This window comes from Nocardia aurantiaca, assembly GCF_009708175.1.
In the GTDB taxonomy this organism is placed as follows: Bacteria; Actinomycetota; Actinomycetes; order Mycobacteriales; family Mycobacteriaceae; genus Nocardia; species Nocardia aurantiaca.
The window spans coordinates 139,524-153,872 of the sequence record NZ_WMBB01000014.1 but is presented as its reverse complement, the minus strand read 5'-3'; the positions used below and the strand labels follow the sequence as shown (position 1 = coordinate 153,872).

Sequence of the window (14,349 nt, the reverse complement as noted above, 5' to 3'; positions counted from 1 at the left end):
GGCGCCGACTGCCCGCAGCGATGCGGGTTTCGGTTCGGCGCAAAATCATGACATTCGTCGCGTTGATTATTCTCGTCTCGACCGCGGCGGCCGGATGTGGGTCGGCACCGAAGGTCAGCTATGAACCTGCCGCGGACGACAAGAATGCCTTGGTCGTGTACGTCGACCCCGGCGACGATCGGGAAATCCTGGATTACGCGATTCATAACCTGCTGTCGGATTCGGTGAAGGTGAAACCGGTCGACGCCACCGACGACGCCAATGCCCGCATCGCCGCCGGCAAGGGCGATCTTTCCTACTTCCAGCACATCCCGGCATTCGAGGCCGACAACCAGAAGAACTCCTACAAGAATCTGAGCATCGTGTCGAAGGTGAACGTGGTGCCATACGGGTTGTACTCCTCGAAGTGGCGGGATCTGAAGGACACCAACGACTGGGTGCATGTCGGATTGGTGCGGGACCAGGTCACCGGGGTGAGTCTGCCGCACGGTGCCCAGGTGGCCCTGCCCTCGACGCCCACAGGTTTCGCGCGTGGGCTCTACCTGCTGCAGAGCGCGGGGCTGGTGACACTGGATCGTCCGTTCGGCGGCACCTCGGCGGCGGATCTGACGATCGGCCAGGCGAACGTGCGCGACTCCGCGCGGCATCTGTCGCTGCTGCCGTTGAGTTTCGACCAGGATCTGAAATCCATCTTCCAGAGCTACGACGCGGTGGTCCTCAGTCCCGAGCAGGCGGCATCGCTGGGCCTGCAACCGGCGAAGGACGCACTCGCGACCGAGCCGGGGCCCGAAAACCCTTATGCGCACGTTCTTGTCGCGCCGTCTCGACTGGCGGGCGACCAGCGGGTGCTGGAATTGACCCACGCACTGGAGAGCCCTCGGCTGGCCCAGTTCCTGGCGACGAAATACCGGGGCGCGGATATCGCCGTGGCCGCCGCGGGCGCCAAATGACGTCGTCCGATAGTGCCGGGCCGAAATCCATACAGAGAAGGAAGACAATGGCAGACAGCGACATTCGCGAGCGGCGTGCGCCCGTGCGGCCGCACTTCGTACAGCGTTGGAGTGCGGTGGCGATCACGGCCGCAGTGCCGCTGGCGGTATTCGCGGCCCCGGCCGCGGCGCACGTCCAATCAGACGGCACACCGGTGACCAAGGGCGGTTACGGAGTCGTCCACCTGATCGTGCCCGGTGAGTCCGCCACGGCGAATACGGTGGGGCTCACCGTGACCATCCCCGCCGGTGTCAACCTGAAATCGGCACGGACACAGCCTATCCCGGGCTGGACGGCGTCGGTCGAACTCGATCAGGCCGCCGGGCGGGCGACGAAGATCGTGTGGAACGCGAATACTCCGGGCGACGGCTTCGGCAACACGCAGTACCGCGAATTCTCGTTCTCGGGCGGGCCGTGGCCGAAGAATGTTGATTCGGTCGCGCTACCGTCCGAGCAACGGTATTCCGACGGTTCGGTGGTGTCGTGGAACGAGATCGCTGTCGACAAGGCCAGCGAGCCCGAGCATCCGGCGCCGGTCGTCCCGGTGACCAAGACCGCCGCCGGACATTCCGACGACGGCGGTCATGCCGAATCGGCGGCGAACACGTCGCCGGATCAACACGACGACGCCGCTCTGCACGGCGGAGGCGAATCATCACCGAGCGGATGGTGGCAGGTGCTGTCGGTGGTGGCGCTGCTATTCGCGGTCGCGGCGGGTGCGGCGGCGACACTGGCATTGCGGCGCGATCGTGAGCCTCGGTCCTAGGGTCGCCCGGCGATGCTGGTTCGCCCTGCTCGTCGCGATCGTGGCGCCGATGTGGGCGGCCGGCGCCGCATCGGCCCATGCCGTGCTGGTGTCGACGGCACCGGAATCCGGAACCCATGTCGACACGTCGCCGGCTGAGCTGCGTCTGCAACTCGATGAGCCGGTCACGCTGGTCGAGGGGTCCGCACAGCTGATCGACAGCGGCGGAAAGAGATTCGCGCTGTCGGACACGCGGCTCGACGATGGGCAGCGCCGGGTCGTGCTGATACCGGCCGAGGCCGTTCCGGACGGGGCCTATCTGGCCACCGCGCGCGTCGTTTCGGCCGATACCCACGTGGTGTCGTTGTCGATCGAGTTCACCGTGGGTGCGGTGACCGCGCAGGGACGGTTCGCCGAACATTCGTCGACCGGCATCGAGCAATATCTGAATTATCCGACGCGGGGCATCACCTATCTCGGGCTGATAATGTCGGCCGGGTTGCACGCCGTGGCGCGCTGGGTATGGCCGTGGGTGGTCCGCAGGCGGCGTTTCCGGGTGCTCTATCGGGTGGGAATCGGGATTCTCGTCGTCGGGTTCCTCTCCCGTTTCCTCGTTCTGATCGCCCAGCAGTCCGGCGGTTTATCCGAAATCTCGGCCGCGAGCGCATGCGCTGTCCTCGACACTCCGCACGGAATGGTGACCGCGATCGCGGCGCTGACCTCGATCCTCGCCTTCGCCGTCGCCACCCGTGCCGGCCCACCGGCCGTGGCGGTCGGCGTAGCGCAGGCCGCTGCCGCGATTCTCGCGGTGACGCTGGACGGTCACGGTGGCTCGGTGCAGGGGTGGCCGTGGTCGTTCGCCGGCACTCTGCTGCACGTCTACGGCATCACCGTGTGGCTGGGTGGTGTCGTCGTGGTCGCCTTCGTCCTGCGCGGTGCGCCGGATCAGGCTCGATGGCATGCCGTCGCGGTCGGGCACGTGGTGGCGGCCGTGGCCGGTGGGATCGTGCTCGCGGTCTTGCGGGTGCAGCCGCTGGGCGCTCTCGTTCACACCGCCTACGGCCTGGTACTGGTGGCCAAAGTCGTTGTGGCACTGGGTGTTGTGATGCTCGGCTATCTGAGCCTGCGGTGGTTTCGCCGCACCGGTGCGATCGTCGGCCGGCCTCGGACCCTCGTGCTGGAGACGGCAATGGCGGTGGTGGTGCTGGCGGTGACCTCGGTGCTGACGACGCTGGCTCCGGCGAAGGACACCTACACCACCGATATCGCGACCACGCTCGACTTCGGGGCGGCGCAAGTGCTGCATATCGGCATCGATTCGATCCGGCACGGCCCGCAGCGGCTCACGGTCGACTACGCACCGGCGAACACGGCCGCGGCACCGGATTCCGCGACGGTGAGTGTCGACCTCTCGTCGGAATCGGCGAATGTGGCCCGGTTGCCGGTGTCATTGGGCCGTCCCGTGGTGGAGCGCGGATCGCTGGTGTGGCGCAGCGATCAGCTCATCGTTCCGGCGCCGGGAAATTGGAAAGTCACCGTCCGATTCGACGGCGGCGCCGGTCCGAAACTTGCCTCGTTCTACTACGGGGTTCTGTGAATGACGAGATGCCGGATACGGCTTTCGGTTCTCGGGCCGGCGCGGGGCGAATTCTGCGTGGCAGGCGGATCATAGGTGTCGCGGGCGGGAGCGGTTCCGGCCAGTACGGCGGTCATCGCGACCGCAGGACGCGCGATCGGATCGCGGTGGCGCGGTTCATCGTGCGGGCTCCACCACGTCCTCGCTCGCCGGGCGGGCATCATCGAGGACCGCGGCATCCACCAGCGCAATCGCATATCCGTCCCGTGCCAGCACAACCGGGCCCGAAACGCCGGAAAGTCGCTGTGCGGCCACGGCAACCGGTTCGAGCACCCCGATCACCGGCAGAGGCGGATCCAGATGGTCGGTCACCGGATCGGCGCCGGGCGCACCGGCCAGCCGCGATGCCGACACCGCACCCAGGATTTCCGCGACCACCACGTATTCGGCCCCCTCACGCGCCAAGCGCACCGGCAGCACGGTATGGGCGCCGAGCAGCTCACGGGCCCGCTCCACGGTCACATCCGAGGGTACGATCACCGGTGCGTCCACGTCCGTCGCGACCGCGACCCGGTCGCCCACGAGCGGTCCAGGCTCAGCGGATGCGATGTCGAAACCCAAGCGCCCCAGCCACTGCGGGTCGAAGTACTTGGACAGATAGTTGCGCCCGGAGTCCGGTGCGATGGCCACCACCACATCGCCGGGGCCCAGGGTGCGCGCAACTCGCAGGGCGGCGGCGACGGCGGTGCCGGTGGAACCGCCGACCAGCAGCCCCTCCTCGCGGGCGAGCCGCCGCAGTACCCCGAACGCCTCGGCATCGGGGACCCGTTCGATCCGGTCGACGACCTCGGGATGATAGGACTGCGGCCATTCGTCGGAATCGGTGCGCGGATGCAGATAGTGCCCGATCGATTCCACATACCAGGCGTGGCCGTCGCCGCCGCTGTACACCGACGACTCGGGATCGGCGCCGATCACCCGCACCTGCCCGTCGGAGACGGATTTGAGGTATTCCCCCGTGCCGGTGATCGTACCGCCGGTGCCGATTCCGGCGACGAAATGCGTTACACGACCGGCGGTTTGGGACCAGATCTCGGGTCCGGTGGTCTCCCGGTGAGCGGCCGGATTGGCGGGATTGTCGTACTGACCGGAGTACCAGGCGCCCGGAATGTCTGCGGCCAGCCGCAGCGCCACATTCTTCAGGAACTCCGGATGCTGGCGTGGCAGGCCGCCGACCGTCACATGGACCTCGACGCCGTAGGCGCGCAACAGTGCCAGTTTCTCGGCACTGGATTTGTCCGGCACCACCACGATCGTGCGGTAGCCGCGCGATGCGGCGATGGCGGCCAGCGCTATTCCGGTATTGCCCGAGGTGGACTCGACGACGGTCCCGCCCGGGCGCAGCTCACCCGCCGCCTCGGCGGCGTCGATCATCGCGCGCGCGGCCCGATCCTTCACGCTGCCCAAAGGATTCAGATACTCCGCCTTCAGGTACACGGTGGCGGCGATGCCCTCCGTCACCCGGTTCAGGCGGATCAGCGGCGTATAGCCGATCGCGTCGGCTACTGAATCGAACACACCGAGCTTCCGGTCGGCGACGGTCATGGGTTGTCCTTTCTCATGCGACAGCCCGGCCCGGCTCACCGAGCAGGGTGACGATCTCGCGGCGCGGCCGTAGGTAGTCGGCGTCGTCGTGGTCTCTCGAACGGGGCAGTGCGAACGGAGCCGGCCGAGTTGCTGAGCGCGGGTGGATGTCGGTGCGGGATGCCCTGAGCAGCCGGTCGGCCACGGTGCGCCAGTGCGGACATCCAGCATGACAGCGGGCGCGCGCGGCGAACAGATTTGCCGTCACGGCGATCGGATTCGATGTCAGGACACCGGCGCCCGCACGAAAGTCAGCCGGCGGTGAGCTGCAGCGCATCCGGATCGTGCGCGACACGCGGTGCGGAGCCGTCCATCTGGACCGATTCCAGCGTCCGCGGCACCGTCCGATCCGGCGGTGGCAGATGCCCGCAGCCGCGCAGCGCGGTGCCGCCGCCGGGGCCCGGTACGGTGGCCGGATCGGCCCGGTCCTGCGCGTCGCGAGGTGGTCCGTCAAGCCATCGGCCGGCTGGTCGAGGCACACGATCTCGACAACACCCTGAGATACGCCGAGACGCACCGGGATGACGTGCCCGCGCGATCGAACGAGCTGAACGAACCCGCGACGCCGCTGGATTCGCTACCCGGCTTCGATCGGTGGCCGCCGTCGCCGCCCGATCAGGCGACCGGTTCGGGCTGAACCGCCAGTTTCGACACGGCCATCCGCGCATCCACCACCAAGCCGATCACACCCACTGCCAGACAGGCTGCCGTGACGATCACCTGGGCGGGGGAGGTGCGGTCGGTGAGGGCGTCGCCGAGCAGCACCGTGCCGACGGTGCCCGGGATGATGCCGAGGAACGTCGCGATCAAATACGGCGTGAACCGGATGGAAGACAGTGCCGCGCAATAGTTCACGATCGAGAACGGCGCCAGGGCGATGAGCCGCAGCGACCCGATCGCCAGCCAGCCCCGGCGGGCCAGCCGGGTGTCGACAGCCTGCACGGTCGGATGCGTGAGTCGCGCCCGCACCCGCTCGTGATCGAGTGCGCGCACCAGCCACAGCGCCAGCACCGCACTCAATGTGGTGGCGGTGATGGCCAGCGTCAGCCCCTCCGCCGAGCCGAACAGCAGGCCCGCGCTGAGGGTGAAGATGGTGCGCGGGAAGGGCGCGATGCAGACCAGCGTGTGGACCGCGAAGAACACCAGCGGCAGCAGCGGCCCGACCGAATCGGCCCACTGCCGGATCTGCTGGGGCGCCGGATGCGGTGCGAAAGCCGCCAGCGCGAAAAGTAGTGCGCAGCCGATCAGCAAGGCCAGGTTTCGCGGCTGACGGAGGAGGCTGAGCAGCGCGGATACTCGCTCGAGCGGTACGCGCACGGTTGTTGGCACCGCGCCAGGTTACCCGCTGGTAGTGAGACTCCGGAGACCGTTATCTCGAGGCTGCCGCTAGCATCAGGGGAAAGACGATGAATGCTCGTTAACCAAAGTGGCCGTTGAACTGGGTGAATGCCGGTGCAACGGCCATCCGGTCAGGGAGTGGAAGAAGGAACAGCAGCTATGCCGATTGCTTCCGACCCGGACACCGATCCGGTGCCCGAGTATGCCGCCTGGCGCAAGGGTGTCGCCGGGGTGCTGGCGAAGGCCCGCAGGGTGGATGCGAGCGACTTGCCGGATGAGCCGGAGAAGCTGCTCGCGGTCACGACCTACGACGGACTGACCGTCAACCCGCTCTACACACGCCGCGACGAACTGCCCGAGCAGCCGCTGCCCGGGCAGTTCCCCTACGTGCGCGGCGGCGACGCCACCCGCGACGTGCACCGTGGCTGGTTCGTCGGCCAGCGTTTCGGCGGCCCCGATGCCGAGGCCGTCAACGAGGACATCCTCTTCGCGCTCGAGAACGGCGTCGGCGCCGTATGGCTGGGCGTCGCCGAGCGCGGCGTGCCGGTCGACGGGCTGGCCACCGCGCTGCGGGGCCTGCTCTTCGAGCTGGCGCCGCTCACCCTGGACGCCGGACCGGCCGCCAACGAGGCTGCCGCCCAGCTGTTCTCGGTGCTCGACGGCTATGAGATCCACAACCGCAAGGACATTCGCGTCTCGCTGGGTGCGACTCCGCTGACGAGCCTGTTCGCGGGCTCGGAGGCCATCGACCTGGACGGCGCGGTCGCGCTGGCCGAGCAGGCGGTGTCGCGGTCCGAGACCGTCCGCGCGATCACCGTGTGTGGCGTGGCCTTCCATAACTCGGGTGCCTCGGACGCCCAGGAGCTCGGCGCGGCCGTGGCTGCGGGTATCGAGTACCTGCGCGCCCTCACCGATGCCGGTGCCGATATCGTGGATGCGCTGGGCCAGTTGGAATTCCGGTTCGCGGCCACCGATGACCAGTTCGAGACCATCGCCAAATTCCGTGCCGCCCGGCGACTCTGGGCGCGCGTGGCGCACGTGTGCGGGGCGCCGGCCTTCGGCAACGCGCCTCAGCAGGCGATCACGTCCGCGGCCATGATGAGCCAGCGCGACCCGTGGGTGAACATGCTGCGCACCACTCTCGCCGCCTTCGGCGCGGGCGTGGGTGGCGCGGACATCGTCACGGTTCTGCCCTTCGACGACGCCCTGCCCGCCGGGGAGCTCGAGGTCTCCAAGGCGTTCTCCGAGCGCATGGCCCGCAACACCCAGTTGCTGCTGCTCGAGGAGTCCCACCTGGGCCACGTGCAGGACCCGAGCGCGGGCTCCTGGTACGTGGAGTCGCTCACCGATGAACTCGCCGCCAAGGCGTGGGAGTTCATGCAGGAGATCGAGGCCGTCGGCGGCTACCTGGCCGCGCTGCAGGCGGGCCTGCTCGCCGAGCGCATCGCCGAGACCAAGGCCGAGCGCGATTCCGATGTGGCGCACCGCAAGACGGCCGTCACCGGCGTCAACGAGTTCCCGAACCTGGGCGAGAAACCGCTGTCGGAGGCCGCGCGGGCCAAGACCACCCCGGCCCGCTACGGCGCAGCCTTCGAGGCGCTGCGCAACCGCTCCGACGCCTACCTGGCCGCCAACGGCGCCCGCCCGCGGGTACGCCTGGTTCCGCTGGGCCCGGTGGCCGAGAATAATGTTCGTGTCACCTTCACCACCAACCTGCTGGCCTCCGGCGGCATCGAAGCGGTCGCCGAGGCCGGTCCGTCGATCGCCGTGCTGTGTGGCTCCGACACCCGCTACGGCACCGACGCGGCCGCGGCCGTGGAGGAATTGCGGGCTGCCGGTGTAACCACCGTGCTGTTGGCCGGACCCGAGAAGGCGGTCGCGGACCTGACCGGTGCGCAGCGCCCCGACGGTTTCGTGACCGCGCGCATGGATGCGGTGGCGGCTCTGTCCGGCCTGCTGGAGAAGCTGGGAGCGTAGAGAATGAGCGATATCAAGCACCGGATCGGCAATTTCGCCGAAGTACCGCTGGCCGAGGGCGACACCGCGCCCGCCGAGGTCAGCAGAGCGCAGGTGGACGCCTTCATCGAGCAGGCCGCGACCGCCAATCACTATGCGCCCGAACATCTCACCTGGTCGACCCCCGAGGGCATCGACGTGCCGCCGGTGTTCACCAAGGCCGACCGGGACGCCATCGTGGCGCAGGGCTACCCGCTCGACAGCGTGCCGGGTGTGGCGCCGTTCGTGCGTGGCCCGTACCCGACCATGTACGTGAATCAGCCGTGGACGATCCGCCAGTACGCGGGCTTCTCCACCGCCGCCGACTCGAATGCCTTCTATCGCCGCAACCTGCAGGCGGGCCAGAAGGGCCTCTCGGTCGCCTTCGACCTGGCGACGCACCGCGGCTACGACTCCGATCACCCGCGCGTGACCGGTGATGTCGGCATGGCCGGTGTCGCCATCGACTCCATTCTGGATATGCGGGAGTTGTTCGATCACATTCCGCTGGACCAGGTTTCGGTATCGATGACCATGAACGGCGCGGTGCTGCCGATCCTGGCGCTGTACGTCGTCGCCGCCGAGGAGCAGGGCGTCAAGCCCGAGCAGCTGGCCGGAACCATTCAGAACGACATTCTGAAGGAGTTCATGGTCCGCAACACCTACATCTATCCGCCCAAGCCCTCGATGCGGATCATCTCCGACATCTTCGCCTACACCTCCGCGAAGATGCCGAAGTTCAACTCGATCTCCATCTCCGGCTATCACATCCAGGAGGCCGGAGCCACCGCCGACCTGGAGCTGGCCTACACCCTCGCCGACGGCGTGGAATACATCAAGGCCGGTCTGGACGCGGGCATGGAGGTCGACAAGTTCGCGCCGCGGCTGTCGTTCTTCTGGGCCATCGGCATGAACTTCTTCATGGAGGTCGCCAAACTCCGTGCGGGACGCCTGCTCTGGAGCGAGCTGGTCGCCAAGTTCGAGCCCAAGAACGCCAAGTCGCTGGCGCTGCGTACGCACTCGCAGACCTCGGGCTGGTCGCTGACCGCGCAGGACGTGTTCAACAATGTCGCGCGCACCTGCGTGGAGGCCATGGCCGCCACCCAGGGCCACACCCAGTCACTGCACACCAACGCTCTCGACGAGGCGCTGGCGCTGCCGACGGACTTCTCGGCCCGCATCGCCCGCAATACCCAGCTGCTGATCCAGCAGGAGTCCAACACCACTCGTCCGGCCGACCCGTGGGGCGGCTCGTACTACGTGGAGTGGCTGACCCACCAGCTGGCCGAGCGCGCCCGCGCCCATATCGCCGAGATCGAGGCGCACGGCGGTATGGCGCAGGCGATTTCGGAGGGCATCCCGAAGCTGCGCATCGAGGAGGCCGCGGCCCGCACCCAGGCGCGCATCGACACCGGGCAGCAGCCGGTGATCGGCGTCAACAAGTACCTGGTCGAGGAAGACACCCCGATCGAGGTGCTCAAGGTCGAGAACTCTCGGGTGCGCGCCGAGCAGAACGCCAAGCTGGAAAAGCTTCGCGCCGAGCGCGATTCGGCCGAGGTCGAGAAGGCGCTGGCCGAACTGACCCGTGCCGCGGCCTCGTCCGAGGGCGGCATGGACAACAACCTGCTCGCCCTGGCCATCAACGCCGCGCGCGCCAAGGCCACCGTGGGCGAGATCTCCGACGCGCTGGAGCAGGTGTACGGCCGACACCAGGCCGAGATCCGCACGCTCTCCGGCGTTTACCGCGAGGAGGCCGGCAAGGTGACCAACATCAGCAAGGCCATCGAACTGGTCGAGCGGTTTGCCGAGGCCGAGGGGCGTCGCCCCCGCATCCTGGTCGCGAAGATGGGCCAGGACGGCCACGACCGCGGCCAGAAGGTGATCGCCACGGCCTTCGCCGATCTCGGCATGGACGTCGACGTGGGCCCGCTGTTCCAGACCCCCGAAGAGGTGGCGCGGCAGGCGGCCGACAACGACGTGCACGTCGTCGGTGTCAACTCGCTGGCAGCCGGTCACCTCACGCTGGTGCCCGCCCTGCGGCAGGCACTGGCCGATGTCGGACGCCCCGACATCATGGTCGTTGTCGGCGGCGTCATCCCGCCCGGCGACTACGACGAGCTGTACGCCGCCGGTGCCGCCGGTATCTTCGGCCCCGGCACCATCATCGCCGACGCCGCCATCGAGTTGATCCAGAAACTGGCCGCACAGCTGGGCCACGAGATCGGCACCGGCGCAACGGAATGAGCGACGCCGCACGCGGGACCGAGGGTGGCGGAATCCACCCTCGGCTCGGCACCACCGCCGGAGTCGGCCTACCCGGTCCCGCCGGAATCGATGCGGCCGGCCCCGGCGCCCAGCCCGCCTCTCCGGTGACGCGCCGAGTGATCGACGTCGACCAGCTGGCCGCGCAGGTGCGGGCGGGGGAGCGGGCCGGTCTGGCCCGCGCCATCACCCTCGTCGAATCGACGCGCGCCGACCATCGGGAACTGGCTCAGCAGCTCCTGCTGAAGCTGACTCCCGAGCCGGGCAAGGTGGTGTCCAATCGCGTTGGCATCACCGGTGTTCCGGGTGTCGGCAAGTCGACGTTCATCGACGCGCTCGGCATGTACCTCATCGGCCAGGGCCACCGGGTGGCGGTGCTCGCCGTGGACCCGTCCTCGACCCGCACCGGCGGCTCGATCCTCGGCGACAAGACGCGCATGGCGCGGCTGTCGGTGGAACGGGACGCTTTCATCCGCCCGTCGCCGACGGCCGGAACCCTTGGCGGCGTGGCGAAAGCGACCCGCGAGACCATCGTGCTGCTGGAGGCGGCGGGCTACGACGTCATCCTCGTGGAGACCGTCGGCGTCGGCCAGTCCGAGGTCACCGTCGCCAATATGGTCGACGTCTTCTGCTTCCTCACGCTGGCCCGCACCGGCGACCAGCTGCAGGGCATCAAGAAGGGCGTCCTCGAACTCGCCGACCTGGTCGCCGTGAACAAGGCCGACGGCAAGCACGAGCTGGAAGCCAAGGCCGCCGCCCGTGAGCTGCAGGGAGCCATGCGGCTCATCCACCCGCGCGAATCCCTCTGGCGTCCACCGGTTCTCACCATGTCCGGCTTGAACGGCATCGGGCTGGACACGTTCTGGGACACGGTACTGACCCACCGCCGCGTGCTCACCGAGGCCGGCGAGTTCGCTGAGAAGCGCCGCCGCCAGCAGGTCGACTGGACCTGGACCATGGTCCATGACAACCTGCTGCGCCGCCTCGCCGAGAACCCGAACGTGAAGGCCCTGCGGACCCAGGTGGAGAAGCAGGTCCGGGACGGATCCCTCACTCCGGCCCTCGCCGCCGAAGCGATCCTCCGGGCCTTCGACGAACGATCCTGAGCCCATGGACAACCGGATCCGACCCGATAACGAGTCCGACGCGGAAGCGGTCGCCACGCTGCCCACGGCCGACCGGCGCATCGCCCACGTGGGCATCACGTCAACGCATGCAACCGGTCGATCCCATGATGTGCTGTGCCAGACCGGCATCACACCATGCGAGCCGGACCGCCGAATCGCCGTCTGGTGGGCGGGTACCGGCAGTGACAGCACTCTCTCGTCGGATCCGGTCATTCCGGCCAGATAGCAGGCGACGGCGCAAGGGTGAGCTCCGGAAATACGATTCCCGACTCCTGCTGAAACTCCCGTGGCCGGGCCGCGGTGGATTCGAGCACGGTCGAGACCACCTGATGCGGCGGCCCGGATGCAGGGCCGCTGGGCGCGGAAACGGTGCTGGGCCAACGCGGCGGTATCTCAGATCATGGCGCGCAGCGGGCCCTCCGGCTCGAGGCCCATGATGGTCAATGCCGTTGAGTGATACAGCGATCCGGGTGTGTGGATCGCGTGCTGCAACCCCACGTGTGCGTCCCGCCAGAACCGCTGCATGATGTTCTGCCGCCGCACCGCATTGCCGCCGGACCGCGCGAAGATCTGGTCCACCGCCGACACCGCCCGCCACGCGCAGCGAACTTGATTGCGGCGCACCAGGGAACGGTCCTCGAAGGTGATGGTCTCACCCGCCTCCGCCTTGTCGTACAGGCGGCTGACACCGTCCAGCAACTGCGTGCGGGAGGCCGCGATATCGGCCGCCGCCTCGGAGATGGCCGACAGCACGTACGGGTCATCCTTGATCCTGGTGCCCATGGCCGTCACCCGGTCCCGCTGATAGTCCAGGTGTGCCGCGAGCGCGCCCTCGGCGATGCCGATGACCGCCGAGGTGATGCCCAGCGGGAACATGGCCCAGAACGGCAGCTTGTAGACGGTTTCGGTGCGGCCCGCCCGCTCGGCCGCGTTCTCCCCGGCCGCGACCGCCTCGGCTTCGATGGTCCGGTAGGCCGGAATGAAGGCGCCGTCGACGATGACATCCTTGCTGCCGGTGCCCTGCAGGCCGATGACATCCCAGGAGTCGTCGACGATGGTGTAGTCCTTGCGCGGCAGCACTACGTGCAGCACCGTCGGCGGCATGATCGGTGTGCCCTCGGCGTCGCCGAGCAGCGCGCCCAGGAAGATCCACTCGCAGTGGTCGGTGCCGGAGGAGAAGTTCCACCGCCCCCGTAACGTATATCCACCGTCGGCCGGCGTCGCCACGCCCTGCGCGGCGTAGGGCGACGCGATCCAGGTGTCCGGGTTCGCGCCCCACACCTCGGTCTGCAGCCGCCGGTCCATGAGCGCCATCTCCCACGGATGCACGCCGCCGACGCCGCACACCCAGCCGGTGGACCCGCAGTGCCGGGCCACCGCCATGACCGCCTCGGCGAAATCGCGCGGATGCGCGGCGTACCCGCCGAAATCGGTGGGCTGCAGCATCCGCATCACCCCGGCGCGGCGGATCAGTTTCACGCTCTCATCGGAGAGCTTGCCGATCCGCTCTGTCTCCTCGGCGGTCGCCGCCAATTGCCCCGACAACTCCGCGACTCGGTTCACTACCTCGTGCGTCATCGCATCTCCCCACTGATTCGGTGTGCCCCTATTAGAACGCGTTCTAGCGGTGGTGTCCGGCAATCCGGTTGTCGGCGAGTGAAATTCCCGTTCATCGGAACCTGCCCTGCGGGTCTCGGTCGCCCCGTGCTATCGAGCCCGCCGGGTGTGACCGAGGAGACGGTAGAATTAATTGTGCACAATCTAATTGTTGGCTACCGTATTGGACATGACCGATGAGCTGGCGCTGGAGAACCAGCTGTGTTTCGCGCTCTACGCGGCGTCCCGGGCCATGACCGCCATGTACCGGCCCAAGCTGGACGTCCTCGGCATCACCTATCCGCAATACCTGGTCCTGCTCGCGCTCTGGCAACGCGACGGACGCGGCGTCGGCGACCTGTGCTCGGCCCTGGAACTGGACTCGGGCACCCTGTCGCCACTGCTGAAGCGGCTCGAGGCGGCGGGCTTCGTGGAACGCCGCCGCTCGACCGCCGACGAACGTCGCGTGGAGATCACGCTGACCGACCGTGGACGTGAATTGCGTTCGGCCGCATGCCAGATCCCGGCGCAATCGGCCGCGATCACCGGCCTGCCCGGTAAGGAACTGGTCCACCTGCGGGAAACCCTGCGCCGACTCACCGAGGCGCTCACCGCCCACAACCGATCGAAGGAGACCCACTGATGAACGTGCTCTACACCGCCGAAGCCCTCGCCACCGGCGACGGCCGCAACGGTCAGGTCCGTACCGACGACGGCAAGATCGAAGCCGCCCTGTCTATTCCGAAGGAGATGGGCGGCAGCGGGATCGGCACCAACCCGGAGCAACTGTTCGCCGCGGGCTACGCGGCCTGCTTCCACTCGGCCCTGCGTACCGTGGCGCGGTCGCTGAAGGCGAATGTGGACGACTCGGCCGTGGGCGCGAAGGTAGGCATCGGCCCGAACGACGCCGGCGGCTTCGGCCTGGCTGTCACGCTCGAGGTGTCGCTGCCGCACCTGCCCCTGGACGAGGCGCGCGCGCTGGCGGACAAGGCACACCAGGTGTGCCCGTACTCCAATGCCACGCGCGGCAATATCGAGGTCCACGTCATCGTGGTCGAGGACTGAGGGAGGACGAA

General features: G+C 68.1%; 12 protein-coding genes. 8 read left to right on the top strand and 4 right to left on the bottom strand.

Annotated elements, in window-relative coordinates; all coding sequences use genetic code 11:
- The first annotated feature begins 62 nt into the window (after positions 1 to 62).
- Genes GLP40_RS27115 through GLP40_RS27105 form a run of 3 tightly spaced genes read left to right on the top strand, consistent with a single transcriptional unit; the run spans position 63 to position 3,332 of the window.
- Positions 63 to 950: a MetQ/NlpA family ABC transporter substrate-binding protein gene (locus GLP40_RS27115; RefSeq protein WP_230329983.1), complete on the top strand. Its 888-nt coding sequence runs from the start codon at positions 63 to 65 to the stop codon at positions 948 to 950.
- Between the two features lie 47 nt (positions 951 to 997).
- Entirely contained in the window at positions 998 to 1,756 is a 759-nt protein-coding gene (locus GLP40_RS27110; RefSeq protein ID WP_154790835.1) for a YcnI family copper-binding membrane protein, read from the top strand.
- On the top strand, positions 1,740 to 3,332 hold the full coding sequence (locus GLP40_RS27105) for a copper resistance CopC/CopD family protein (RefSeq protein ID WP_328290712.1): 1,593 nt from the start codon (positions 1,740 to 1,742) through the stop codon (positions 3,330 to 3,332). The genes GLP40_RS27110 and GLP40_RS27105 overlap by 17 nt, the downstream gene beginning before the upstream one ends.
- Before the next feature lie 156 nt (positions 3,333 to 3,488).
- Here the strand turns inward: GLP40_RS27105 and GLP40_RS27100 are convergent, their stop codons facing one another.
- The 3 genes from GLP40_RS27100 to GLP40_RS27090 form a co-directional block, all read right to left on the bottom strand.
- A complete protein-coding gene (locus tag GLP40_RS27100; RefSeq protein ID WP_154790834.1) occupies positions 3,489 to 4,916 on the bottom strand; it encodes a PLP-dependent cysteine synthase family protein in 1,428 nt (475 codons plus the stop codon).
- Positions 4,917 to 5,206: 290 nt separating this feature from the next.
- Entirely contained in the window at positions 5,207 to 5,434 is a 228-nt protein-coding gene (locus GLP40_RS27095; protein ID WP_154790833.1) for a hypothetical protein, read from the bottom strand.
- Positions 5,435 to 5,570: 136 nt separating this feature from the next.
- On the bottom strand, positions 5,571 to 6,242 hold the full coding sequence (locus GLP40_RS27090; protein ID WP_154790899.1) for a TVP38/TMEM64 family protein: 672 nt from the start codon (positions 6,240 to 6,242) through the stop codon (positions 5,571 to 5,573).
- Positions 6,243 to 6,452: 210 nt separating this feature from the next.
- Here GLP40_RS27090 and GLP40_RS27085 point away from each other — a divergent pair, with 210 nt between their 5' ends.
- From GLP40_RS27085 to meaB, 3 genes are all read left to right on the top strand, one after another.
- Positions 6,453 to 8,270 (top strand): methylmalonyl-CoA mutase family protein, encoded by a 1,818-nt coding sequence (locus GLP40_RS27085; RefSeq protein ID WP_154790832.1) that lies wholly within the window; start codon positions 6,453 to 6,455, stop codon positions 8,268 to 8,270.
- 3 nt (positions 8,271 to 8,273) lie between these two features.
- Positions 8,274 to 10,532: a methylmalonyl-CoA mutase gene (gene scpA, locus GLP40_RS27080; protein ID WP_154790831.1), complete on the top strand. Its 2,259-nt coding sequence runs from the start codon at positions 8,274 to 8,276 to the stop codon at positions 10,530 to 10,532.
- A 125-nt stretch (positions 10,533 to 10,657) separates the two neighbouring features.
- Positions 10,658 to 11,656, top strand: coding sequence for a methylmalonyl Co-A mutase-associated GTPase MeaB (gene meaB / locus GLP40_RS27075; RefSeq protein WP_328290726.1), 999 nt, complete (start codon positions 10,658 to 10,660; stop codon positions 11,654 to 11,656).
- 414 nt (positions 11,657 to 12,070) lie between these two features.
- On the opposite strand, the gene GLP40_RS27070 is transcribed toward meaB, so the two are convergent.
- Positions 12,071 to 13,255, bottom strand: coding sequence for an acyl-CoA dehydrogenase family protein (locus tag GLP40_RS27070; RefSeq protein WP_154790829.1), 1,185 nt, complete (start codon positions 13,253 to 13,255; stop codon positions 12,071 to 12,073).
- A 208-nt stretch (positions 13,256 to 13,463) separates the two neighbouring features.
- Here GLP40_RS27070 and GLP40_RS27065 point away from each other — a divergent pair, with 208 nt between their 5' ends.
- A complete protein-coding gene (locus GLP40_RS27065; RefSeq protein ID WP_154790828.1) occupies positions 13,464 to 13,916 on the top strand; it encodes a MarR family winged helix-turn-helix transcriptional regulator in 453 nt (150 codons plus the stop codon).
- Complete coding sequence (locus tag GLP40_RS27060; RefSeq protein ID WP_154790827.1) at positions 13,916 to 14,338, top strand: organic hydroperoxide resistance protein; 423 nt, start codon at positions 13,916 to 13,918, stop codon at positions 14,336 to 14,338. Before GLP40_RS27065 ends, GLP40_RS27060 begins: the two co-directional genes overlap by 1 nt.
- Positions 14,339 to 14,349 lie beyond the last annotated feature (11 nt).

Bases quoted from the DNA above. Each gene is read 5' to 3' on its own strand.
- GLP40_RS27070 (WP_154790829.1), bottom strand. From the start codon at position 13,255: ATGACGCACGAGGTAGTGAACCGAGTCGCGGAGTTGTCGGGGCAATTG.
- scpA (WP_154790831.1), top strand. From the start codon at position 8,274: ATGAGCGATATCAAGCACCGGATCGGCAATTTCGCCGAAGTACCGCTG.
- GLP40_RS27060 (WP_154790827.1), top strand. From the start codon at position 13,916: ATGAACGTGCTCTACACCGCCGAAGCCCTCGCCACCGGCGACGGCCGC.
- GLP40_RS27100 (WP_154790834.1), bottom strand. From the start codon at position 4,916: ATGACCGTCGCCGACCGGAAGCTCGGTGTGTTCGATTCAGTAGCCGAC.
- GLP40_RS27085 (WP_154790832.1), top strand. From the start codon at position 6,453: ATGCCGATTGCTTCCGACCCGGACACCGATCCGGTGCCCGAGTATGCC.
- GLP40_RS27110 (WP_154790835.1), top strand. From the start codon at position 998: ATGGCAGACAGCGACATTCGCGAGCGGCGTGCGCCCGTGCGGCCGCAC.
- GLP40_RS27065 (WP_154790828.1), top strand. From the start codon at position 13,464: ATGACCGATGAGCTGGCGCTGGAGAACCAGCTGTGTTTCGCGCTCTAC.